This window comes from Desulfohalovibrio reitneri (assembly GCF_000711295.1).
GTDB lineage: Bacteria > Desulfobacterota > Desulfovibrionia > Desulfovibrionales > Desulfovibrionaceae > Desulfohalovibrio > Desulfohalovibrio reitneri.
Window position 1 is genome coordinate 2,455,790 of sequence record NZ_JOMJ01000003.1, and the last position, 21,317, is coordinate 2,477,106.

22 protein-coding genes and 1 tRNA gene are annotated in these 21,317 nt (G+C 68.0%); 20 read left to right on the forward strand and 3 right to left on the reverse strand.

All coding sequences use genetic code 11. The features are described 5' to 3' along the window. The first annotated feature begins 453 nt into the window (after positions 1–453). Positions 454–1,314, forward strand: coding sequence for a choice-of-anchor L family PEP-CTERM protein (locus N911_RS0112230; protein ID WP_035104778.1), 861 nt, complete (start codon positions 454–456; stop codon positions 1,312–1,314). A 516-nt stretch (positions 1,315–1,830) separates the two neighbouring features. Here the strand turns inward: N911_RS0112230 and N911_RS0112235 are convergent. Both N911_RS0112235 and N911_RS0112240 read right to left on the reverse strand, forming a co-directional pair. Further along, a complete protein-coding gene (locus N911_RS0112235) occupies positions 1,831–2,094 on the reverse strand; it encodes a hypothetical protein (RefSeq protein WP_029897522.1) in 264 nt (87 codons plus the stop codon). A gap of 46 nt (positions 2,095–2,140) precedes the next feature. Next, positions 2,141–4,561 (reverse strand): tetratricopeptide repeat-containing diguanylate cyclase, encoded by a 2,421-nt coding sequence (locus N911_RS0112240; protein WP_029897523.1) that lies wholly within the window; start codon positions 4,559–4,561, stop codon positions 2,141–2,143. Between the two features lie 207 nt (positions 4,562–4,768). Between N911_RS0112240 and N911_RS18885 the strand changes: the two genes are divergently transcribed. From N911_RS18885 to pheT, 15 genes are all read left to right on the forward strand, one after another. Further along, on the forward strand, positions 4,769–5,041 hold the full coding sequence (locus tag N911_RS18885) for a hypothetical protein (RefSeq protein ID WP_029897525.1): 273 nt from the start codon (positions 4,769–4,771) through the stop codon (positions 5,039–5,041). Further along, positions 5,038–5,547 (forward strand): tRNA (N6-threonylcarbamoyladenosine(37)-N6)-methyltransferase TrmO, encoded by a 510-nt coding sequence (tsaA, locus tag N911_RS0112250; RefSeq protein ID WP_029897527.1) that lies wholly within the window; start codon positions 5,038–5,040, stop codon positions 5,545–5,547. Before N911_RS18885 ends, tsaA begins: the two co-directional genes overlap by 4 nt. 46 nt (positions 5,548–5,593) lie before the next feature. Beyond that, positions 5,594–6,475 carry a hypothetical protein gene (locus N911_RS0112255; RefSeq protein ID WP_029897529.1) on the forward strand — a complete coding sequence of 294 codons (882 nt, stop codon included), beginning with the start codon at positions 5,594–5,596 and terminating at the stop codon, positions 6,473–6,475. After that, a complete protein-coding gene (locus N911_RS0112260) occupies positions 6,472–6,876 on the forward strand; it encodes a hypothetical protein (protein ID WP_029897531.1) in 405 nt (134 codons plus the stop codon). The genes N911_RS0112255 and N911_RS0112260 overlap by 4 nt, the downstream gene beginning before the upstream one ends. A gap of 117 nt (positions 6,877–6,993) precedes the next feature. Beyond that, positions 6,994–7,671 carry a PilZ domain-containing protein gene (locus tag N911_RS0112265; RefSeq protein ID WP_029897532.1) on the forward strand — a complete coding sequence of 226 codons (678 nt, stop codon included), beginning with the start codon at positions 6,994–6,996 and terminating at the stop codon, positions 7,669–7,671. Between the two features lie 152 nt (positions 7,672–7,823). Further along, positions 7,824–8,495 (forward strand): flagellar brake protein, encoded by a 672-nt coding sequence (locus N911_RS0112270; RefSeq protein WP_029897534.1) that lies wholly within the window; start codon positions 7,824–7,826, stop codon positions 8,493–8,495. Between the two features lie 42 nt (positions 8,496–8,537). Further along, a complete protein-coding gene (locus N911_RS0112275) occupies positions 8,538–9,227 on the forward strand; it encodes a tetratricopeptide repeat protein (protein ID WP_029897536.1) in 690 nt (229 codons plus the stop codon). Between the two features lie 109 nt (positions 9,228–9,336). Then, positions 9,337–10,062 carry a tetratricopeptide repeat protein gene (locus N911_RS0112280; protein ID WP_029897538.1) on the forward strand — a complete coding sequence of 242 codons (726 nt, stop codon included), beginning with the start codon at positions 9,337–9,339 and terminating at the stop codon, positions 10,060–10,062. A gap of 88 nt (positions 10,063–10,150) precedes the next feature. Next, positions 10,151–10,225: transfer RNA gene (locus N911_RS0112285), tRNA-Val, on the forward strand. Between the two features lie 62 nt (positions 10,226–10,287). Beyond that, complete coding sequence (gene thrS / locus N911_RS0112290) at positions 10,288–12,255, forward strand: threonine--tRNA ligase (RefSeq protein ID WP_029897540.1); 1,968 nt, start codon at positions 10,288–10,290, stop codon at positions 12,253–12,255. After that, positions 12,218–12,766, forward strand: a complete 549-nt coding sequence (gene infC / locus N911_RS0112295; protein ID WP_029897542.1) for a translation initiation factor IF-3 — start codon at positions 12,218–12,220, stop codon at positions 12,764–12,766. Before thrS ends, infC begins: the two co-directional genes overlap by 38 nt. A 49-nt stretch (positions 12,767–12,815) precedes the next feature. Beyond that, positions 12,816–13,013 carry a 50S ribosomal protein L35 gene (gene rpmI / locus N911_RS0112300; protein WP_029897544.1) on the forward strand — a complete coding sequence of 66 codons (198 nt, stop codon included), beginning with the start codon at positions 12,816–12,818 and terminating at the stop codon, positions 13,011–13,013. Positions 13,014–13,110: 97 nt separating this feature from the next. Continuing rightward, on the forward strand, positions 13,111–13,464 hold the full coding sequence (gene rplT / locus N911_RS0112305) for a 50S ribosomal protein L20 (RefSeq protein WP_029897546.1): 354 nt from the start codon (positions 13,111–13,113) through the stop codon (positions 13,462–13,464). Positions 13,465–13,474: 10 nt separating this feature from the next. After that, the gene (gene pheS, locus N911_RS0112310) at positions 13,475–14,524 is read left to right on the forward strand and encodes a phenylalanine--tRNA ligase subunit alpha (protein ID WP_029897548.1); all 1,050 of its coding nucleotides are present in this window, start codon (positions 13,475–13,477) and stop codon (positions 14,522–14,524) included. A 51-nt stretch (positions 14,525–14,575) separates the two neighbouring features. After that, positions 14,576–16,975, forward strand: coding sequence for a phenylalanine--tRNA ligase subunit beta (gene pheT, locus N911_RS0112315; RefSeq protein WP_029897549.1), 2,400 nt, complete (start codon positions 14,576–14,578; stop codon positions 16,973–16,975). A 296-nt stretch (positions 16,976–17,271) separates the two neighbouring features. Here pheT and N911_RS0112320 read toward each other — a convergent pair whose 3' ends face one another. Then, entirely contained in the window at positions 17,272–17,724 is a 453-nt protein-coding gene (locus N911_RS0112320; protein WP_029897551.1) for an arsenate reductase ArsC, read from the reverse strand. Between the two features lie 160 nt (positions 17,725–17,884). On the opposite strand from N911_RS0112320, the gene N911_RS0112325 reads away from it, so the two are divergent. The 4 genes from N911_RS0112325 (at position 17,885) to cobM (ending at position 21,231) form a co-directional block, all read left to right on the forward strand. After that, positions 17,885–18,277: a MerR family transcriptional regulator gene (locus N911_RS0112325; RefSeq protein ID WP_081859191.1), complete on the forward strand. Its 393-nt coding sequence runs from the start codon at positions 17,885–17,887 to the stop codon at positions 18,275–18,277. A 74-nt stretch (positions 18,278–18,351) separates the two neighbouring features. Beyond that, positions 18,352–19,821: a PAS domain-containing sensor histidine kinase gene (locus N911_RS0112330; RefSeq protein WP_029897556.1), complete on the forward strand. Its 1,470-nt coding sequence runs from the start codon at positions 18,352–18,354 to the stop codon at positions 19,819–19,821. A 10-nt stretch (positions 19,822–19,831) separates the two neighbouring features. Continuing rightward, positions 19,832–20,482 carry a precorrin-8X methylmutase gene (locus N911_RS18890; protein WP_029897557.1) on the forward strand — a complete coding sequence of 217 codons (651 nt, stop codon included), beginning with the start codon at positions 19,832–19,834 and terminating at the stop codon, positions 20,480–20,482. After that, positions 20,479–21,231, forward strand: a complete 753-nt coding sequence (cobM, locus tag N911_RS18895; protein WP_029897559.1) for a precorrin-4 C(11)-methyltransferase — start codon at positions 20,479–20,481, stop codon at positions 21,229–21,231. Before N911_RS18890 ends, cobM begins: the two co-directional genes overlap by 4 nt. Positions 21,232–21,317 lie beyond the last annotated feature (86 nt).

Consider the following 21,317-nt stretch of genomic DNA (forward strand, 5'->3'; position numbering starts at 1 on the left):
CTCCGGGCCGATTTCGTCTCGCGTCCCCTGGGCCCTGCGGCAAGATAATCTGCATGTGTACTAGCGCGAAGGCGCGAGGTGGAATCGCGGCCGGGGAGCGCCCCGGCGCTGTTGCGATCGGGAGTGCGTTTGGCCGGTACGCCGCGCTCCGCTGATTGGCGCAGCGGGCGAGACGGAGCGCGTGGGCTGCGTCGCGCTACCTGGTCTGTCTGTGGCCCTGCTGGGTGACGCGCCGCTGTCAACAAATTTTACACATGTGTGTAGCCGGACCTGACATGTTCCGTGGCATGTGTTCACGAGGTGCTCATAATTGCTCGGCATAAAAAGGTAAAAAATAGGGAATGGATTTTGCTATGGCTTGTGGAAAGGGCTTCGGGATTGGGGTGATATGGGGCCCGCCGTGAATCTGGAGGCAAGCCAGGCGGGCAGGACAATCTAGAAGGGGATAAAGCCATGAAGACTCATTTTCTCGCTTTGGCTCTGGTTCTCGCCTTGCTCCCGGCCCAAGCCTTCGGCTTCACCGTCACACCAAGCGCCGACGCCAACGCCCTGGCAGGAGCGCTGGTGGGCAGCGGCATCACCGTCAACAGCGTCAGCCTCGTCGGCACGTCCACCCAGCAGGGCTTCTTCTCGGGCGGCCTGGGCGCGGGCATCGGCATCGACACCGGCATCATCCTCACCTCCGGCTCCGCCGCCGGAGCGGCCACGCCCAACGACTCCGACGGCACGGCCACCAACATCGGCAGCGCCGGGTCGGCTGCCCTGGACGCCCTCATTCCGCAGTCCACCAACGACGCCAACATCCTCAACATAGACTTCACCACCACCACAGGCGACATTTTCTTCCAGTACGTCTTCGCCTCGGAAGAATACAACGAGTACGTCAACTCCTCCTTCAACGACGTATTCGCCTTCTTCCTCGACGGCACCAACATCGCCCTCATCCCCGGCACGTCCAACCCCGTGTCCATCAACAACGTCAACAACGGCGCCAACTCGGCCTATTACAATGACAATGACTTCGGCGACTTCGGCGGCTCGACTCCCTTCGCCATCGAGTACGACGGCTTCACCACCGTCCTCACCGCCCAGCAACTCGGCCTCTCCGCCGGAACGCACACCCTCTCCCTGCAAATCGCCGACGCCGGCGACACGACCCTCGACTCCGCCGTGTTCATCGCCGGCGGCTCCTTCTCCGGCCAGGATCCCAGCAACGGCCAGAACGCCATCCCCGAACCCGGCACCCTCGCCCTGCTGATCGGCGGCCTGGGACTCCTCGGTCTCAACCGCTACCGCAACCGCAATCGCGGATGAGCGAAGAACAACCGACCACGCAAAAAGGGGCGGCTAAGGCCGCCCCTTTTTGCGTGGGAGAAAGATTTCGCCCTGGCGGGCGACCAGGGGGCTGCGCGCCCCCTGGACCCTGCGGCAAAGTAACTTTGCATGTGTATTCGCGGGATAGCGCGCGGCGGATCGCGGGAAGGGAGTACCCCGGCGAACCCTCAATTCTGGGGGGCCGTTCGGTATAATCCCGCACCGTCCGCAAGGGGTCACATGCATTGAACGCGAAATTGAGCGGGAATCCCCCGGCTGCAACGCGCCGGTACCACGCCCCCGAGCGAAGCGAGCGGTAAGCGAATTTGGGGAAAGAGGATGGTGGGGTGTGGGGAGGAAGGAGAAAACCTTTTTTCTGGCGACAAAGGGGTTTTCTCCTTCCTCCCCACTGCCCTGAACAATCACCCCCACCGACCGCCTTTCATTCCCCCAAACCCATGCAGAGGGTCTTTTTGAAGAGGCGGCCGCCTCTTCAAAAAGAAAAACCCGTTCCGCCTATTTCTCTTCCAGAATCTTGCGGGCGACGTTGATGTCGTAGGCTTTGGTGGGGTCGAAGGCTTTGTTTTTGCCTTCTTCCTTGTGCATGGAAATGGCTTTTTGCAGCGCGCCCCAGGGCACCCAGCCGTGTTGTTCCCAGAGGCTGGGGTCGTTGGCGTCGTCCATGCGGAACCAGATGGTGTCCTCGTCTTTCTTGACGTACATGCGCACGGACTTGTTTTCCGGGAAGGGGTAGTAGAAGCGTCCCTTGTCGTCTTTCACTGTCGGCACCTCCGGTGGGTCGGGATGCCCCCTGGCGTGGGGGATGTCAAGCGCGGGCGGATTCGGCCCGGGCGCGGACGGACTGGGCCTCGGCGGACTTGCCCTGGCGTTCGAGGGCTTCGGCCCACAGGGAGAGGTAGCGGGCCTTGGGCTTTATCTCGGCCGCCTGCCGGGCCAGGGTGGTGGCGATGGCCGGGTCCTCGCCCTCGTCCAGGTAGAGCCGGGCCAGCATGGCGATGGCTCCGGCGTCGTGGGGGTTGTGGGTCACGGCCTGGTGCAGGTGGTGGCGGGCTTCCTCGCGGCCGTCGCGGGCCAGGGCGGCCCGGGCCAGGAAGCGGTGGGCCGTGGGCAGCCCGCCGGGCCGGGCGGCGGCTTTCTGGTAGAGGTCCTCGGCCTGTTCCGGTTCGCCCGCCTGTTCGGCCAGCTGGCCCAGCCGGATGAGGGAGTAGACGTGGCCGGGGTCGATGCGCAGGCAGTCGGCGAAGGCCTCGGCCGCCTCGCGGTGTTCGCCCAGGCGCAGGCAGGCGCAGCCCAGGTTGTAGCGGGCGGAGAGGTCGTCCGGGTCCAGTTCGCAGACCTGGTGGAAGAGGGCGCGGGCCTGGTCCAGGCGTCCCAGGCGGGCCAGGCACACGGCCAGGGAGTTGCGGGCCAGGTTGTTGTTCTCGTCCGCCAGCAGGGCGCGCTTGTACTCCTCCATGGCCCCGTAGTGGTCGCCGTGGGTGAAGAGGCGGTCGGCGGAGATGTTCAGGGAGACGGAGTCGAACAGGGCCACCTTGGGCTCGTCCAGGAGCTGGGCGTGGTCCAGGGCCTTGCGGCAGTTCTCCAGCAGGTCCGCCCGCGAGGCGTCCAGAAAGGGATAGGCGGCCGCGCCGATGGCCACGGAGGCCCCCAGGGCGTCGCGGGCGCGCTCGGCCAGCTCCAGGCAGCCTTGGCGCAGGTCGCCGGGATCGGCGTCCGGCACCAGCAGGCAGAGGGAGCCCAGGGAGTAGCGGCCGCCGGTGATGTCGCGGCCCAGGGTCTCGCGGGCCAGCTCGGCCAGCTTGCGCGCCCCGGCGTCGGCCCGGCGGGAGCCGTTGAGCAGCCGGGCCAGCACCAGGCCGAAACGGTCCAGCCCGCCGCGCTCGCGGGCGAAGCGGGAGAGGAAGTCGCGGTAGGAGTAGAGGCCGGTGACCATGTCGCGGCGCGGGGCGGCTTTTTCCTCATGGTCCATGGGGGTCTCGGCCTCGTCCAGCAGCACCAGCCGGTCGCCCGGCTCGATGGTCCAGGCGGGGTCGGCCAGGTGCAGCACCTCGGCGATGGCGATCTCCTCCTGCACTTCCACCAGCACGGCCTCGCCCTTGGGCATGGCCGGGTAGCGGCCCTGGTAGCGTCCCTGGCCCGTGGCGGGCCTGTAGTCGGCCTCGGCCAGGGCCTTGGCCGGGGAGACGGCGAAACGCATGCCCTCCTGGGCGTCCACCCGCCTGCCCAGGGAGCAGGAGAAGCGGGACAGGGGCAGGCACTCCAGCACCCGTCCGCCTTCGGAAAGCACGCCGTCGAAGGCTGTCACGCCGTCGGGGTCGGCCTCGCCCGCCGTGGCCGCGTCCTCGGCCGCGGCGTCCGCCGCCAGGGCGGCCTTGGAAAGCAGGGTGCGGGCCATGTCGCGCGGGGAGAGGGTGATCTGCGGTCCGGAGAGGTCCGCGGGAAAGACGGCCACTCCGCCGGATGCGGTCAGGGTCAGGGGCGGGTCGGTGGGCGCGGCGCCCTTGGGCTGCACCTGGGCCTTGACCAGGGCGCGGCGGCAGTAGCGGGCCAGCTTCAGCCCCTCCTTGCGCGATCCGCCGGGCCACAGGGCTGCCAGCCGGTTGTCCCCCACCTGGGCGCAGGCCACCTGCTCTGGGCAGGCCCGGCGCAGGGTGTCGGCGGCCTCGCGCAACAGGGCCTCGGCCGCGTCCGCGCCGTGCCGCTCCTCGGCGGCATCCAGCCCCTCCAGGCGGAAGGAGAGCACGGCCAGCCGCCCGGAGACGCTGGACAGTCCAGGGTCCAGGCAGGCCTGGGAGGAGGGCAGCAGGCAGGACTGGGCCTGTTCGATCTCGCGGGTGAGGTCCGCCTCCAGGGTGTGCCCGGCCAGCAGGCCGGTGGCCGGGTCGCGCCGGGCGGCCTTGGCCAGGGCCAGGTTGTCCAGGATGAGGGAGGCGGCCTGGGGCAGCGCCTCCGTCTGGGTGCGGGGCGCCTGCAGGCGCACGTCCTTGGCCACGAAGACCGCCAGGCAGCGGCCGTGGTGGATGAGCGGCAGCAGCAGCCGCTTTTCGTCGGGCAGGTGCAGCGGCTCGCCGGACTCGGGATCGAACCCGCCGGGCTGGCGCGTGTCCGGGAAATACAGGGAGTGTCCGCCGAAGCGGAGGAAGCGGGAAAGCTGTTCGGCGATCTCCGCCTCCAGCAGGATGCAGTCGCGTGGAGTGAGTCGCGCCGGGGAATCGGCCTCGTTCATGAGCCGGGGGTATACGACAGGCGCGGGCGCGGCGCAATCCGTGGCGCGGGCTGGCCGGGAGGGGAAATCCACCGGGTCTTCGTTTTTGTAGACAATCGGGCGGGGAGTTACAAAAACGAAAGGGCCGAAATGCGTTGAAACGCAGCGATTTCAATTGGATGGTGTTTGGCACTCGCCTTGCTCAAGAAGAGGCACGGAGGACACGCCATGCACATCGCCATTCTGCTCATCGCCGCCCTGGCCCTGCATTTTCTGCTGGAATGCCTGCTGGGGCTGTTGCCCGGCCGCCGGGCCTCCCGCCGCCTGCCGCCGAGGGAGTTCGCCTTCCGGCTGGCTCCGCTGGCCCTGGCCGGGGCCGGGCTGCCCCTGGCCCCCGCCCATCCGGCCCAGGGCGCGGCCTGCCTCTTCCTGGCCGCCTCGCTGTTGCTTTTGGGCCGCATTCTGCGCGGGCCGGAGATCAGCCACGGGAGCTTCTCGTGAGCCTGTCGCTCAATCCCATCGGAATCATGCGCACCCCGCACCGGGACATCGAGGGCATGCCCATCCAGCCGCCAGGAGCCGGTGAGTTCGAGGGCACTCTGCACCTGCGGCCCGAGTTGGCCGAGGGGCTGCGCGACCTGGACGGCTTCTCCCACGTCCACCTCATCTACCTGCTGCACAAGGTCGAGGGGTACGAGTTGACGGTGAAGCCCTTTCTGGACGACGCGGAGCACGGCATCTTCGCCACCCGCTCCCCCAGCCGCCCCGCGCCCATCGGCCTGAGCGTGCTGGAGGTGCTTCAGGTGCGCGGCAACACGGTGCGGCTGGGCCGGGTGGACATGCTGGACCGCACCCCGGTGCTGGACATCAAGCCCTACGTGCCGGATTTCGACGTCTGGCCCGCGGACCGCATCGGCTGGTTCGCCGGCAAGAGCGGCAACGCGGACAGCGTGCGGGCGGACGGCCGCTTCCGCGAGTCCGGCCGCCGGGTGAAACGCTCCGCCTGACGCGGCCGATCGGGACTGCCCGCCGGGGGTGGCGCGCGTTTGAAGGATGCGCTACACCCGCCCCATGTCCGGCCGTTTCGATCCCGTCCTGACCCGTCTGCGCCGCCTGGCCGAAGCCCCGCCCGGCTCCCTGCTGCTGGAAGGGGGGAGCGAGGCGGACCGCGAGGGCATGGCCACCCGCTGGGCCATGCTGCTGAACTGCGAAGGCGCGCCGGAGGAGCGGCCCTGCGGGGTCTGCGCCGCCTGCCGCCGCATCGAGGAGGGGGCCAGCCGGGACGTGCTGCGCTTCGACTGGCGCGGCGGCCCCTGGAAGGGCTCTGTGGAGGAGCTGCGCGAGGCCCGCCGGATAATGGGCGAGCCGCCGCGCGACGGCCGGGCCCGGGTCATCATCCTGTTCGAGGCGCACGGCATGCGCGCCGAGCAGGCCAACACCCTGCTCAAGTCCATCGAGGAGCCCCGCGCGGGCAACCATTTCGTCCTCACCAGCCCCCAGCGCGAGCGCGTGCTGCCCACCCTGGTCTCCCGCTCCATGGTCCTGACCCTGCCCTGGCCCGAGCCGGGAGGGGAGGCGCTGTCCACCCCCGAAGGGGAGGAGGGCGAGGACCCAGAGGGCTGGGCGCGGGCGGTCTACGGCTTCGCCTCCAGCGGCAGGGGGCTGTTCCCCCTGACCGGCAAGGGCAAGATGGAGCGGGGGCTGGTGGAGCGGGTCACCGTTGTCCTTTCCCGCGACCTGGCGCAGGCCCTGTCCGGCCGGGCGGAGGGCGATGGGGCGCGGCTGCTGGCCGGGATGGACCCGGCGGCCCTGCGCTCCCTGGACCTGACCCTGGACCAGGCCAAGCAGGCCCTGGACGCCATGGCCCGGCCCGCCCTGGTACTGGAATGGCTGGCCGTGGAGCTGCGCGGCCTGGCCGCAAGGAGCGAGCGATGAGCGCCAAGAAGCGCAAGAAGAGCGGCAAGCAGGCGCGCGCCAAGGCGAATTCCCATGGGGAATCCGGGGATGCCGCGCCCGTGGCCGAGGTGCCCAGGCACGTGCGCGACCTGTCCATCACCGTGGAGCAGGGCGTGGTGCGGCGGCTTCTGGGGCGGGGGGGCGGCCTGTCCATCGAGCTGGAGTACGAGACCCTGGCCTCCATCGCGGACAAGGAGGGGGAGGTGCGCCTCTCCCTGGACATGGACCGCGACGACATCGAGGGCCCGCCCGCGGTGAACACCGTCTTTCTGGCCGGGCCGCCGCCGCAGCCGGGGGCCTCCTGCGCCCTGAAACTCTTCGCCCTGCTAGGCTGGGCCGCCTTCCTTGGCCTGCTCACCTGGTACTTCCTCTACGTCTGATCCTCCCGCGTCCCTTTCGCCGCCATTTCTGCTTTACAGCTCGGCGGCGAAGGAACACTATGCGAACATGGAATGAAACATTCCGCGTCCGCATATGGCGACGTGAGAGGGGGAGCCATGCAGGAGAAGGGAACCAGAGGAAAGGCGCGCAGGGTCCCGGGGTTCTTGTTCGACATGGACGGCCGCAGCGCGGTCTGGCTTCGGCTTTTGGCCACGGGCGAGGACCTGCACGCCGAGTACGTGGGCCAGGCGGACAACCAGTACATTCTGCTGCGCATCCCCAGGCTGCAGGGCATGCGGGAAAAGCTGCTGCGGGACAACGGCCTGGAGCTGCGCTACCACCAGCAGGGCGAGGTCTGCGTTTTCTCCTCCCAGGCGGTGAAGTATTTCCCCAGCCCGGTGCCGCTTCTGCTGGCGGAGTTTCCGGTGAACATCGCCTGTCAGGGGCTGCGCGGGGAGACGCGCGTGGCCAGCAACCTGCCCTGCAAGCTGCGCGGGGAGTTCGGCGAGTACCGGGGGCTGCTCACCGACCTCAGCCGCAGCGGGGCGGCCGTGGTCTGCCGCCTGGAGACCGACGCCAAACTGCGCCGCGCCGCGCCGGGCGACGCCGCCACCCTGCTGCTGGACCTGGGCGGGCGCGGCAGCGTTTCCGCCGGGGTGCGCATCCGGCGGAAGGACGATCTGGGCACGGACAAGATCCGCCTGGGCGTGGAGTTCGAGGAGCTGGGCGAGGTGGAGTCCGAGGCGGTGGGGGGCTTTCTGGACGAGCTGCTGGATTTCGCCGACGTTGTCTGACATGACCGGGGCCGGTCGAGCCCGCAAAACGAAAATAGCTCACCATTGCGAGATGTTACGTGAACGGGGTAGGGTTTCACCCCATTCACAGCGAATTCCAGCTGGTCTAGCTTCGTCCTCCCGCCGGGGGGAGCGGCGGTGAAAGGGGCACCATGGCAGCAGAGGAAAAATCCGTCCGGCGCATACCCGGAATCAATTTCGGCATAGAAAGCAACGCCGTGGTCAGCCTGCGGTTGCTTGCCCTGAACCAGGACTTCCGCGCGGAGTACGTGGGGCAGATCGACAACCAGTACATCCTGCTCCGCATCCCGCACATCCAGAGCGTGCGGGAGAAGCTGCTGCGGGACAACGGGGTGGTCGTCCGCTACCAGCAGAAGGGCGACGTCTGCCTTTTCAATTCGCACGTCATCAAGTACGTCCACTCCCCCTGCCCGCTCTTTTTCATCTCCTACCCGGAGACCATCGCCTGCCAGGGGTTCCGCCGCTCCACGCGGGTGCGGTGCAGCCTGCCCTGCCTGCTGCAGGGCCGCTTCGGCGAGCACGACGGGCTGCTCACCGACCTCAGCCTGCACGGGGCCTCCGTGGTCTGCCGCCTGGAAAACGACGCCAGCCTGCGCAAGTTCCAGTCCGGCGACCCGGCGGTTCTGAACTTCTCCCTGGGCGAGCACGGGGAGGTCATGGCCGGGGTCAAGGTCCGCCGCATGGAGAACGTGGGCAGCGAGAAGGTCAAACTGGGACTGGAGTTCGAGGATCTGGACGAGATGGAGACCGAGGCTCTGAACGAGTTTCTCGACAGGCTTGCCGGATTCCTCGACGTCAACTAACGTTTTTCACCGCAACGTCCGATGCAGCAAGGGGGGTGAGGCATGGACGCTGAAATCAAGGGAGTATTCTCCACGTCGCGCGAGCGCCGTCAGGGGGACGGCACCACGTCCAGGGTCATGGACGAGCGTCTGCTGTGGTTCGTGGTCCGGGTGGGCGAGTCCTTCCAGACCAGCGCCCTGGCGGACAACCGCATGCCCTCGGGCATCCGCAAGATGGTGCCGGGGAAGGACTTCGAGGCCTACCGGCCCGAGCCAGACGTCTACCTGGAGTCCATCCGGCCCCATTTTCCCGGCGTGCTGGACAAGCTGGGCGAGACGGACGAGGAGTCCGACCTCCCGGGCATGACCCGCGAGGAGCGCAGCCTGTTCAAGGCGCTGCAGATATCCATCAAGGGCGGCTCCTCCTCGCGCATGTCCGTGGCCCGGGAGCTGCTGCGCCGGGCGGAGCGCGAGAGGCACGCCTGGAGCAGCGAGCAGGCCATGCGGCTCAGCGGCATGGCCGTGGCCGCCCGCAAGTCCTCGGACCCCGTGGCCGCGGTGAAGAACTACCGCGAGGCCCTGCGCCTCAACCCGCACGACGACCATCTCTATTTCAACATGGCCCGCGCCCTGTACGACATGGGCGAGATGGACACCTGCCGCCAGGCTTTGCGCCGCTCCCTCAGCCTCAATCCGGAGTTGCGCCATTCCAGGGAGTTTCTCGCCTTCCTGGAGGCCGTGGGACAGGACTGACCCGCGCTTTTCGCAGCAAGTAGGGTTTTTCCCCATTTCCATCGCCCGCCCCCCGGGGGTAGAGGGAATGCGGGGTCGGCCATATTCAGGCAACGAGGACGGCGAGCGGATGGACGCGGAAATCCTGGGAATCTATTCCTCCGAATCAACCCGCAGGCTGGGGGCGGGCACCACGTCCACCAGGCGCAAGGAAAGGCTGTCGTGGTTCGTGATGCGGCTCGGCAGCTCCTATCAGGTCATGCCGCTGGGCGGGGACGGACTGCCCACGGGCATGCGCGAGTTTCGCGACGAGGAGGACTTCGACGAACAGTTCACCCCGGAGCCGGACGCCTACATGGAAAACGTGGCTCCTGTGGCCAACAGCCTCCGCGCCAAGCTGGAGGAGACCGGCGGCGAGGTGCTGCCCGCCGGGCTGACCCGCAAGGAGCTGTCCCTCTTCAAGTCCCTGCGGGTGAACATCAAGGGGGCGGCCAAAAGCTCCCCGCGCACGGTGCTGGAGCTGTTGCGCACGGCCCGCCCCGGCGGCTCGGCCTGGATCGCGGAGCAGGCCGCCCGGCTGGGCAGGGCGGGCATAGAGGCCCGCCGCAACGCCGACCCGGCCGAGGCGCTGCGCCAGTACGAGCGGGTGCTCAAGCTCAACCCCCACGACGACCACGCCTACTTCAACATGGCCCGCTGCCACCACCTCCAGGGCGACGTGGAAAAGAGCCTGGAGTGTTTGCGCAGGGCGCTGAAGCTGAACCCGGACCTGCGCGAGGCCAGGGCCTTTCTGGAGTACATCCAGGACGGCGGCCGGGGAGGGCGGTTCAGGGCGGACGAGTCCTTCTCCTTCTGAGCCGGACGGGGCTGCTGGAAAAAGTGCGAATCGAGGGTTGACAAGTCCCCGCCGCGCCGATACATAGTTCGTCCTTTGCGAGCACTGGAGGCGCGTAGCTCAGGGGGAGAGCACTTGCTTGACGCGCAAGGGGTCAGGAGTTCAAATCTCCTCGCGCCTACCACATTTTCGTGAAAGGGAGGCTCCTCGCCTCCCTTTCCTGTTTGGGGCACCGGAAGGTACAGCATGCGTTTGGATGTCGACGGCGTCGAAGTGGAAGCCGAGTCCGGGGCGACCTTCGCCGAGGTCCTGGGCCAGGCTCTTTCCAAGAAGCGGATGAAGCAGGTGGTGGCCGCCCGGGCCTGCGGGCGGGTGCACGACCTGACCGCTTCCGTGCCGGAGTGCGCCCTTTCCGACGGCGGCGTGGCCCCCGTGCTGGAGAGCGAGCCGGACGGGCTCGAGGTCATCCGCCACTCCGCCGCCCACCTCATGGCCGAGGCGGTCAAGAACCTCTTCCCCGAGGCCAAGGTGACCATCGGCCCGGCCATCGAGTCCGGCTTTTACTACGATTTCGACTACCACCGCCCCTTCACCCCCGAGGACCTGGAAGCCATCGAGGCCGAGATGGTCCGCCTGGCGGGCCGCGACGAGCCCTTCGAGTGCAGGGTGATGCCCCGCGAGGAGGCCGAGCGCCTCTTCCGCGAGCAGGGCGAGGACTACAAGCTGGAGATCATGCGCGACCTGGGGGAGGAGAGCTTCTCCGTCTACTCCCAGGGCGGCTTCACCGACCTCTGCCGGGGTCCCCACGTTCCCTCCTCCGGCCGCATCAAGGCCTTCAAGCTGCTTTCCACCGGCGGGGCCTACTGGCGCGGGGACGAGAACAACCGCATGCTCTCGCGCATCTACGGCACGGCCTACGCCAACCCCAAGGATCTCAAGAAGCACCTGCAGCGCCTTGAAGAGGCCGCCAAGCGCGACCACCGCAAGCTGGGCCGCCAGCTGGACCTGTTCTCCTTCCACGACGAGATCGGGGCGGGCATGGTCCTGTGGCATCCCAAGGGCGCGCTGGTGCGCACCATCCTGGAGGACTTCGAGCGCAAGGAGCACCTCAAGCGCGGCTACAAGATCGTGCAGGGCCCCCTCATCCTCAAGCGCGACCTGTGGGAGAAGAGCGGGCACTACGACAACTACCGCGAGAACATGTACTTCACCGAGATCGAGGAGCAGGAATACGGCATCAAGCCCATGAACTGCCTCTCGCACATGCTCGTGTACCGCTCCAGGATCCGCTCCTACCGCGACCTGCCCGTGCGCCTCTTCGAGCTGGGCCAGGTGCACCGCCACGAGAAGTCCGGCGTGCTGCACGGGCTGACCCGGGTGCGCCAGTTCACCCAGGACGACGCCCACATCCTCTGCCGCCCGGACCAGCTGCAGGACGAGATTCTCGGCGTCATCACCTTCGTCACCGACGTCATGCGCCTCTTCGGCTTCGAGTTCGAGGCGGAGCTGTCCACCCGCCCGGAGAAGTCCATCGGCTCCCAGGAGGACTGGGACCGGGCCACCGACGCGCTGAAGAGCGCCCTGGAGGCCGGGGGCTACGACTACGGGGTCAACGAGGGCGACGGCGCTTTCTACGGCCCCAAGATTGACATACTTATCAAGGATGCCTTAGATCGCCGGTGGCAGTGCGCCACCTGCCAATGCGATTTCACGTTGCCCGAACGGTTCGATCTCACGTATGTGGGGGAGGACGGGGAACGGCACCGCCCGGTCATGCTGCACCGGGTCATCCTGGGATCGCTGGAACGGTTCCTGGGGGTGCTCATCGAGCATTGCTCCGGGAAGTTCCCCACCTGGCTGGCTCCGGTCCAGGCCAAGATCCTGACCGTGACCGACGACCAGGCGGAATACGCGGCGCAGGTCGAACGGCGGCTCGGTGCCGCCGGTGTTCGCGTTGAAGCGGACCTGCGCAACGAAAAGCTGGGCTACAAGGTGCGCGAGGCCCAGTTGGAAAAGGTCCCCTTCATGCTTGTCATCGGAGACAAGGAGATGGAGGAGGGCGGCGTCAACGTGCGGTTGCGCGGCGGCGAAAACCTTGGGCTCAAGAGCGTGGAGGAGGCAGTCGGCCTCATCCGCGACGACGCGGCCGAACCGTTCAAACGCGGAGGAATGAGCTATAGCTTCGAAGCATGCCCGAACGAACCGGCAGATTAGGGTTCCGCAGGTCAGAGTCATCGCCGAGGACGGCGAGCAGGTCGGGGTGATTCCCACCGACCAGGCGATGGCCATGGCCCAGGAAAAGGGCCTGGACCTGGTGGAGGTGGCGCCCAACGCCGACCCGCCGGTCTGCCGGATCATGGATTACGGCAAGTACAAGTACGAGCAGCAGAAGAAGCAGCAGTCGGCCCGCAAGAAGCAGTCCCAGGTCCAGATCAAAGAGATCAAGTTCCGGCCGAAGACGGACGAGCACGACTACCAGACCAAGATGAAGCATATCCGCCGCTTTCTCGACGGCGGAGACCGCGTCAAGGTCACAATCTTCTTCCGCGGACGCGAGATCGTGCACAAGGATCGCGGCAACATGATCCTGGAACGCGTGGCCGAGGACCTGGCCGACGAGGCCAAGGTGGAACAGTCGGCCCGCAGCGAGGGCCGCACCATGTTCATCCTGCTGGCTCCGGACAAGAAGCAGCCGGAAAAAAAGCAGCAGGGTGCCAACGAATAGGCGTTTACCCCGCCATCCGGGCGGGGATTGAGATCAAGGAGTCGAGGATATGCCCAAGATCAAGACCAACCGGGCCGCGGCCAAGCGGTTCAAGAAGACCGGTTCCGGCAAGTTCATGCGCCGGCAGCGCAACATGCGCCACATCCTGACCAAGATGAGCTCCAAGCGGCAGCGCCGCCTGAACGGCGAAGTGGTCCTGGACGGCGACGACGTGAAGCGCGTCAAGCGCATGTGCCCCTACCTGTAGGGGAGAGGTTTTCCCCCGCCCGTTTCCGGGCGGACGGGTTGCGTACGGGCGGCGGACGCATGGCCCCCGGCGGACCCCAAACAACAAGGAGTGAACGATGCGTGTCAAAAGGGGCGTAACAGCCCACAAGAAGCACAAGAAGTATCTCAAGCAGGCCAAGGGCTACTACGGCGCCCGCTCCAAGCTGTACCGCACCGCCCGCGAGACCGTTGAACGGTCCATGGCCTATGCCTACCGCGACCGCAAGAACAAGAAGCGCGAGTTCCGCAAGCTGTGGATCGTGCGCATCAACGCCGCCGCCCGCGAGCACGGCCTGAGCTATTCCCGCCTGATGGCCGGACTGAAGAACGCCGGCGTGGGCATCGACCGCAAGATGCTGGCCGACATGGCCGTGCGGGAAAAGGAAAGCTTCGCCAAACTGGCTGAAGTGGCCAAGTCCTCCCTGACCTAGCGGGGCGTCCATGGCCGACGCCCAGGCGATCCGCGACGAACTGGCGTCCCTGGCCATCGAGGCGAGGGACGCCCTGTCCAAGGCGACCTCCGAAGACGAGGTGGAAGAGGCCCGCGTCCGCTATCTGGGGCGCAAGGGCCGCTTGGCGCAGTGCATGGCCGCCATGCCGGGGCTGGACGCCTCCGAGCGTCCGGCCGTGGGGCAGGCCGCCAACCAGGCCAAGGCCGAGCTGAACACCCTGCTGGACGAGGCCAAGCAGCGCCTCGCCCGGGAAAAGGCCAAGGCCGCCTCCGCCGGGTTCGACCCCACCATGCCCGGCCGCGCCCCGGCCCCCGGCTCCCTCCATCCGGTCACCCTTGTCATGGAGGAGCTGTGCTCCGTGCTCCAGCGGCTGGGTTTCGACGTGGTCTCCGGCCCGGAGATCGAGACCGACTGGCACAACTTCGAGGCCCTGAACATGCCGCCCGACCACCCGGCGCGCGACATGCAGGACACCCTCTACGTGACCGACTCGGTGGTGCTGCGCACCCACACCTCGCCCCTGCAGATCCGCTCCATGCTGGCCACGGAGCCGCCGGTGGCGGTCATCGCCCCGGGCCGCGTTTTCCGGCGCGACTCGGACCTGACCCACACCCCCATGTTCCACCAGATCGAGGGGCTTTTGGTGGACACCGCGTCCTCCCTGGCCGACCTGCGCGGCGTCCTCTCCTCGCTCTGCCGCCAGTTATTCGGCCCGGACACCAAGCTCCGCTTCCGTCCCTCCTTCTTCCCCTTCACCGAGCCCAGCGTGGAGGTGGACATCTCCTGCTCCATCTGCGGCGGGCACGGCGGCGTGGGGCAGGACCCCTGCCGCACCTGCAAGGAGTCGGGCTGGATCGAGATTCTGGGCGCGGGCATGGTGGACCCCGAGGTGTTCCGCCACGTGGGCTACGACCCCGAGCGGTACACCGGCTGGGCCTTCGGCCTGGGCATCGAGCGGGTGGCCATGCTCAAGTACGGCATCGGCGACATCCGCATGTACTTCGAAAACGACCTCCGCTTCCTGGGCCAGTTCGCCTAGGGGGCTCCGGGCCTCCCCCGGGGGGCCGATGATTCGCGGGAGCAGCTTCCTATGCGCGTGAGTTTGCAGTGGCTTCGGGAAATGACGCCCTTTGATGGCACGCCCGAGCGGTTGGCGGACCAGCTGACCATGCTCGGCCTGGAAGTGGACGAGATCGCCCGCCCCTTCGCCGGGCTGGAGGGCGTGGTCATCGGCCATGTCGTCGAGTGCGGCCCCCACCCGGACGCGGACAAGCTCTCCGTGACCCGCGTGGACGTGGGCGACGAGACCCTGGACATCGTCTGCGGCGCGCCCAACGTGGCCAAGGGCCAGACCGTGGCCGTGGCCAAGGTGGGCACCACCCTCCCCGACGGCCTGAAGATCAAGAAGGCCAAGATCCGCGGCCAGGCCTCCCACGGCATGATCTGCTCCGAGCGGGAGCTGTCCCTGGGCGAGGGCCACGAGGGCATCCTGGCCCTTGAGGGCGATTTCACCCCCGGCCAGCGCTTCATGGACGCCCTGGGCCTGGACGACACCGTCCTCGACATCGACCTCACGCCCAACCGCGCCGACTGCCTCTCCCACCTTGGCGTGGCCCGCGAGGCGGCCCTGGCCTTCGGCCTGCCCCTCACCCCGCCCCTGTCCTTTCCCGAGGAGATTTCCGAAGCAGCGGACGCGGATTGGCGCATCGACATCGACGACCCCGAGCTGTGCCCCCTCTACATGGCCCGCGTCATTCGCGGCGTCTCCGTGGGCCCCTCCCCGCTGTGGCTGCGCAAGCGGCTGCTGGCCGTGGGGCAGCGGCCGGTGAACAACGTGGTGGACGTGACCAACTACGTGCTTCTGGAAATGGGCCACCCCCTGCACGCCTTTGACGAGGACCTGCTGCGCGGCGGCGTGGTGCGCGTGGCCCCTTCCGGCGAGCCGCGCGATTTCACCACCCTGGACGGCCAGATCCGCCGCCTGGAGCCGGACGACCTGCTCATTTGGGACAACGAGCGGCCGGTGGCCCTGGCCGGGGTCATGGGCGGCGCGGACACCGAGATGCACGGCCGGTCCGCCAACGTGCTGCTGGAGTGCGCCGTGTTCAAGCCCGCCAGCATCCGCCGCACAGCCCGCCGCCAAGCCCTTCCCTCCGAGGCCTCCCACCGCTTCGAGCGCGGCGTGGACCAGGCCGGGGCGCGCAAGGCCTGCGACCGGGCCGCCCAGCTCATCCAGGCCACGGCCGGGGGCAGGGTGCTCTCCGGCGTGGCCCGCTCCGAGCCCAAGCCCTGGCAAGCCCCCACCCTGGGCTTCCGCCCCGCCCGCGCCTCCGAGGTGGTGGGCATCGAATTCGACCACGGTTTTTGCCGCGACACCCTGCGCGGCCTGGGCTGCGAGGTCTCCGGCGACGAATCCGCCGAGTGGTCCGTGGTGCCGCCCTCCCACCGGCTGGACCTGGAGCGCGAGATCGATCTGGTGGAAGAGGTCGCCCGCGTCTACGGCATGGACAACATTCCCACCACCCTGCCGCGCGTGCGCAAGTCCCTGGAGGATGCGGCCAAGCCCGAGAGCGAGTACGACTTCGAGCTGCGCCTCAAGCGCTGGGCGCGCGGCGCGGGGTTGCGCGAGTGCATCAACTACGCCTTCCTCTCCCACCGCGAGCTGGACCTGCTGGGCCTGCCCTCGGACAACCGCGTGGACGTGGCCAACCCCCTCTCCGAGGAGCAGGGGGCCATGCGCACCGCGGTCTGCTCCGGGCTGGTGCGCAACCTGGGCCACAACCTGGCCCATGGCCAGGCCGACCTCCGCCTCTTCGAGCTGGCCAAGGCCTTCTTCGCCGACCCGGACTCCGAGACCACCGTGCGCGAGGAGCCCCGGCTGGCCGTCCTGCTGCACGGCCGCGCCCATCCCGGCGGTTTCCCGTACGGCGACGAGCCCGTGGGCTACGCCGACCTCAAGGGCATCGTCGAGGATCTGGCCCGCTACCTCAATCTGCCGTCCCTGTGCTTCACGCTGGAGGAGGACCACCCCTTCATGGAGCCCGCCGTCCAGGTCTCCCTGGCCGGTCGCCCCCTGGGCGCGCTGGGCCGCCTGCGGGCCGACCCCGCGGCCGAGGCCAAGGCCCGCACCGACGCCTGGCTGGCCGAACTGGACGCCACCGCCCTGCGCGAACTGGACCGCTCCGACACCCGCCACTTCCAGCAGCTGCCCGTCTACCCGGCCTCCTGGCGCGACGTCACCCTGGTCGTGCCGGACGGCGTCCAGGCCGGGGGCATCGAGGAAGCCATGCGCGGGGCCAACCACCCCCTCATGGAGTCCGTGCGCATGGTCAACGCCTACCGCCCCGAAGGCGCGGCCGAGCGCAACCTCTCCTTCCGCCTCACCTACCGCTCCCCCAAGAAGACCCTCAAGGACGCCGAAGTGGACAAGGCCCACGACGCCGTCATCAAGGCCGTCCTGAACGCCCTGCCCGTCAAGGCGCAGGAATAGGCGGGCAACAGATACCGATGAAAAGGCCCGGGCGCTTGAAGCGTCCGGGCCTTTTATTTTGGAGAAGGGGAAAGAAGAAGGATTTCGCCCTGCGGGCGACCAGGGCCTGCGCGGCCCTGGACCCGCGGCAAACTAACTTTGCATGTGTTTCGCGGGATGGGAGGTGGTGGAGTGGCGGGGAGGGAGCGCCACGGCGAAGGGGCGAATCAGGGGGGGCGGCATGAGGAAAAGGGAGAAGGGGCGGAACCGGAACGAGGCGGGAGGTGGGTGCACGGGAGATGATTTGCGGTGCGGGGCTACGCTTCAACCGATTCTTTCAGGCTGTTTTGTTCCCGCAGCCATCCTCGGATGCGGCCCGCAAGCTGGTCTCGGCAGGCTCGCAGGGCGGTGAGGCGCGTGTCCTCGTTGCCCTGCACCGCGTCCGGGTCCGGGGTGGGCCAGTGGAGGTAGTTGGCATGGCCGGGGTAGATGGGGCAGCGTTCGCCTGTGGTGTCGTCGCAGAGGGTGATGATGTGGTCGAAGATGCGGCCGGAGGAGAACAGGGAGAAGGCGGTGGCCGACTCCACGGTGGGCGGCGGCAGCCCGGTTTCCTCGAGGACCAGGGCGCACAGCGGGTCGAGCGGCGCGGTTTCGAATCCCGCGCTTTGCGCCTCGAATTCGCCCGGCGCGAGCGCCGAGAGGATGGCCTCGGCCATGCGGGATCGCGAACCGTGCCGCGAGCCCACGAAAAGGACGCGTGTGGGGGTCATGGCATCCCTCCGAAGGGATGGAGTGCGATGATGGATGGTACCCGCGGCATGTGAACCCGGCAAGGAAAACCGGGTCGCCGCCGTCTGGAGCGAGAGCGGAAATCAACCATGCCGTAACAGCCTGTTTACTCCCGTCCCGGGCACGGCTAGGATGCCGGGCATGTCCGATTCCGGCGGTCACGGCGGCAATTACAAGATAGGCCAGGCGGCGGAGCTGCTTGGTGTGAAGCCGTACGTCCTGCGCTTCTGGGAGTCGGAGTTTCCGCAAATCCAGCCCCGCCGCAGTTCCACCGGCCAGCGCGTCTACGACGACGACTCCCTGCACGTCGTGCGCCGGGTCAAATATCTGCTGTACGATGAAGGACTTACCATTGAAGGCGCGCGCAAGCGGCTGGAGGAGGACGACCGGGCCGGGGTGCTGGCCGAGGTGGAAGCCGAGCTGCGGGGTATCCGGGCCATGCTGGCCGGGGAGTCGCCAGGGGAGGACGCTTCCGGGGGCACCCCAGCCGAGGGCGGACAGCTTACCTTGTGGAACGGTCCAGGGGGGAAATAAGCATTGCTATTTTCTATGGGCATGGGTAGCGTCATAAATAAGGAGGAGGCAACAGTGCAACCGGAGGTGCTGCTATGCCGCCACGCAGACTCGTCCGGGAAGGGCCCGGGGCCCATAGCGAGGACTACAAGCTCTTCACCGATCTCGCTCCGGTGGGGATGTTCCTTTCCACAACGGATGGACGCTTTCTCTGGGTCAACCGCGCCCTTGCCGAAATATTCGGCTACGACTCCCCTGACGCCGTGCTCGCCAACGTCACCAACATCGCCGAGGATATCTACGACGACCCAGCGCTCCGCGAGGGGGTCGTTGAAGCTGTCCGGCAAAATCCCAAGCACGCGCGCTTCAGCCACGTCTACCGCCGCCGCGACGGCAGCCGCTTCCAGGCCCACCTCAATCTGTCCCTGAGCCGGGACGAGGATGGGCGGCCCTTCCTCATCGGCACCATTGAGGACGTCACCGAGCTCGAGCAGGCACTGGCGGATTTGCGCGAGTCCGAAGAACGCTTCCACGCCATCTTCGATTACGCCCCACTGGGCATCTACCAGTCCACGCCCGAAGGGGAGTACCGGCTGGTGAACCCGAAGTTCGCGGAGTTGTTCGGCTACTCCTCTCCCCGGCAGCTGCTGGAGGAAGTGAAGAACGCCGAGAATCTTTACTTAGACCCCGCCCAGCGCCTTGAGATGCTGGAGATTCTGGAGGAGGAGGACTCCGTTCTGGAATTCGAGTCCGTGGCCAAACGGCGCGACGGCTCCACCTTCATCGCCCAGCGGGCGGTGCGGGCCATACGGGAGAACGGCCGCATAACCCGGCTCAAGGGATTCGTGCAGGACGTCACCAAGCGCCGCGAACTGGAGCGGCAGCGGGAGGACGTGGACCGACTCGTCCGTCACGACCTGCGCAGCCCGGTAGTCTCCTTCCAGGCTGGCCTGCGGCTTCTGCGCTCGGATGACGCGCGCCTGGACAAGGGCGAGGTGCTGGATCACCTGGAGCGCAACTGCGACCAGATGCTGCGGCTTCTGGATCTGTCCAGGGACGTGGGCAAGATGGAGCGCGGCGAGTTTCGGTTGAATAGCGAGGCCGTGGACCTTTCCGACCTGGTGGGGGAGGCGGCCGAGTGCGCCGCGGAGTCCTGCTTCGGGGTGGAGGTCAAGCTGCCGGAAGATTGCCGGCTCAGCGTGTCCGGCGACCGCACCCTGCTGTTCTGCCTGTTCGAGAACCTGCTGCGCAACGCCGTGGAGGCCTCGGAACCTGGAAGGGAAGTGCGGGTGGAGGCCGGGGATGAGGAGGGGCTGGCGCTGGTCACAGTGGCCAACCCGACACCAGTGCCGGAATCGTTGCGCGACTGTTTCTTCGACAAGTACGCCACCTACGGCAAGAGCCACGGCACTGGACTGGGCACCTACTGGGCCAGGCTCATCGCCGACGCCCACCACGGGGGCATCGAACTGGACACAGGCGACGAGCAGGGAACCCGGGTCACGGTGAAGCTTCCCCAGTGGCAAGGGGACGACCCGCTTGCCTCTCCTCTCCAACCCCGGTAACAAAGAGGGGATGGGCAAGCCACCGTTCACTCTCATCTCCGATCCCCAGGCCATCGAGCGCGAGTCCATGGCCCGCATCGAGGCCGAAGTCCCCGAGCCGCGCCCCTTCCAGGGGCTGGAATGGCTGGTGGCCCGGCGCATGGTCCACACCACGGCCGACTTCGAACTGCTGGACCTGATACGCTTCTCACCCGGCGCGGCCGAGGCGGGGCGCAACGCCCTGGCCTCCGGGGCCACGGTGCTCACGGATACCCGCATGGCCCTGTGCGGCATTCCCTCCCGGCGGTTGGAGCCATTGGGCTGCAACGCAGTCTGCCTCATGGAGGACCCGGAGACCTACCGCCTGGCCTCGGTGCTGGGCGTCACCCGCGCGGCCGCGGCCGTGGACGTGGCCCTGGGCCGGGGGATGCTGGACGTGGTGGTCATCGGCAACGCGCCCACCGCCCTCATCCGTCTCATGGAGCACATGCTTGCCGGGCAGGCCGAACCGCGCCTTGTGGTGGGCATGCCGGTGGGCTTCGTCAACGCGGCCGAGTCCAAGGCCTGGCTGGAGTCCCACTGCCCCGCGCCGTACGTCACCATCTCCGGCCGCAAAGGCGGTTCCGCCCTGGCGGCCTGCGTAGTCAACGCCCTGGCCCAGGCCGCCCTGGAGAGCGAGTGAGCCAGCCGCGCGTCTGGTTCGTCGGCGCCGGGCCGGGCGACCCGGAGTTGGTCACGGTCAAGGGGCTGCGGCTCATCCGCTCGGCGGACCTGGTGCTGTACGCCGGTTCCCTGGTGCCGCGCGAACTGGCCGAGGAGGCCAAGGAGGGGGCGCGGGTGGAGGATTCCGCGCCGCTGGACCTGCAGCAGACCCACGCCCTGCTCATGGAGTGCGTGCGGGCGGGCGGCACGGCCGTTCGCCTGCACACGGGCGACCCTTCGCTGTACGGCGCGGTGCGCGAGCAAATGCGCCTGCTGGACGGGGAGGGCGTGGAGTACGGCGTGGTGCCCGGCGTGACAGCCGCCTTCGCCGCGGCGGCTGAGGCCCGGGCCAGCCTGACCGTGCCCGGCCGCGTGCAGAGCGTGGTTTTCACCCGGGCGGGGGGCCGAACTCCGGTGCCGGAGTCGCTTCGCCAACTGGCCGCAACCGGGGCCTGCCTGGCGATCTACCTCTCAGCGCCCATGGCGGAGGGCATCCGGGACGAGCTGCTGGCAGCCGGACTGCCGCCGGAAACGGCCGTGGTGGTGGCCCACAAGGTGGGCTGGCCCGGGCAGGCGACCTCTCGGACCACGTTGGAGAACCTTCCCGAGGCGGCCGCCCCGTTCACGCGGCAGACCCTCTTTCTCGTGTTGCCGGGCGAAACCGGCGGGGAAACCCGCTCCAGCCTCTACAACCCGGACTTCGCCCACGGCTTCAGAAAGCTTTCCTGATGCGCTGGACCTGAACATACCCGGCCGCGCTCATGCGCTCACGTGTTCCCAGCTTTACGCGCCCCACAATCGCCGATGCGCCGGGG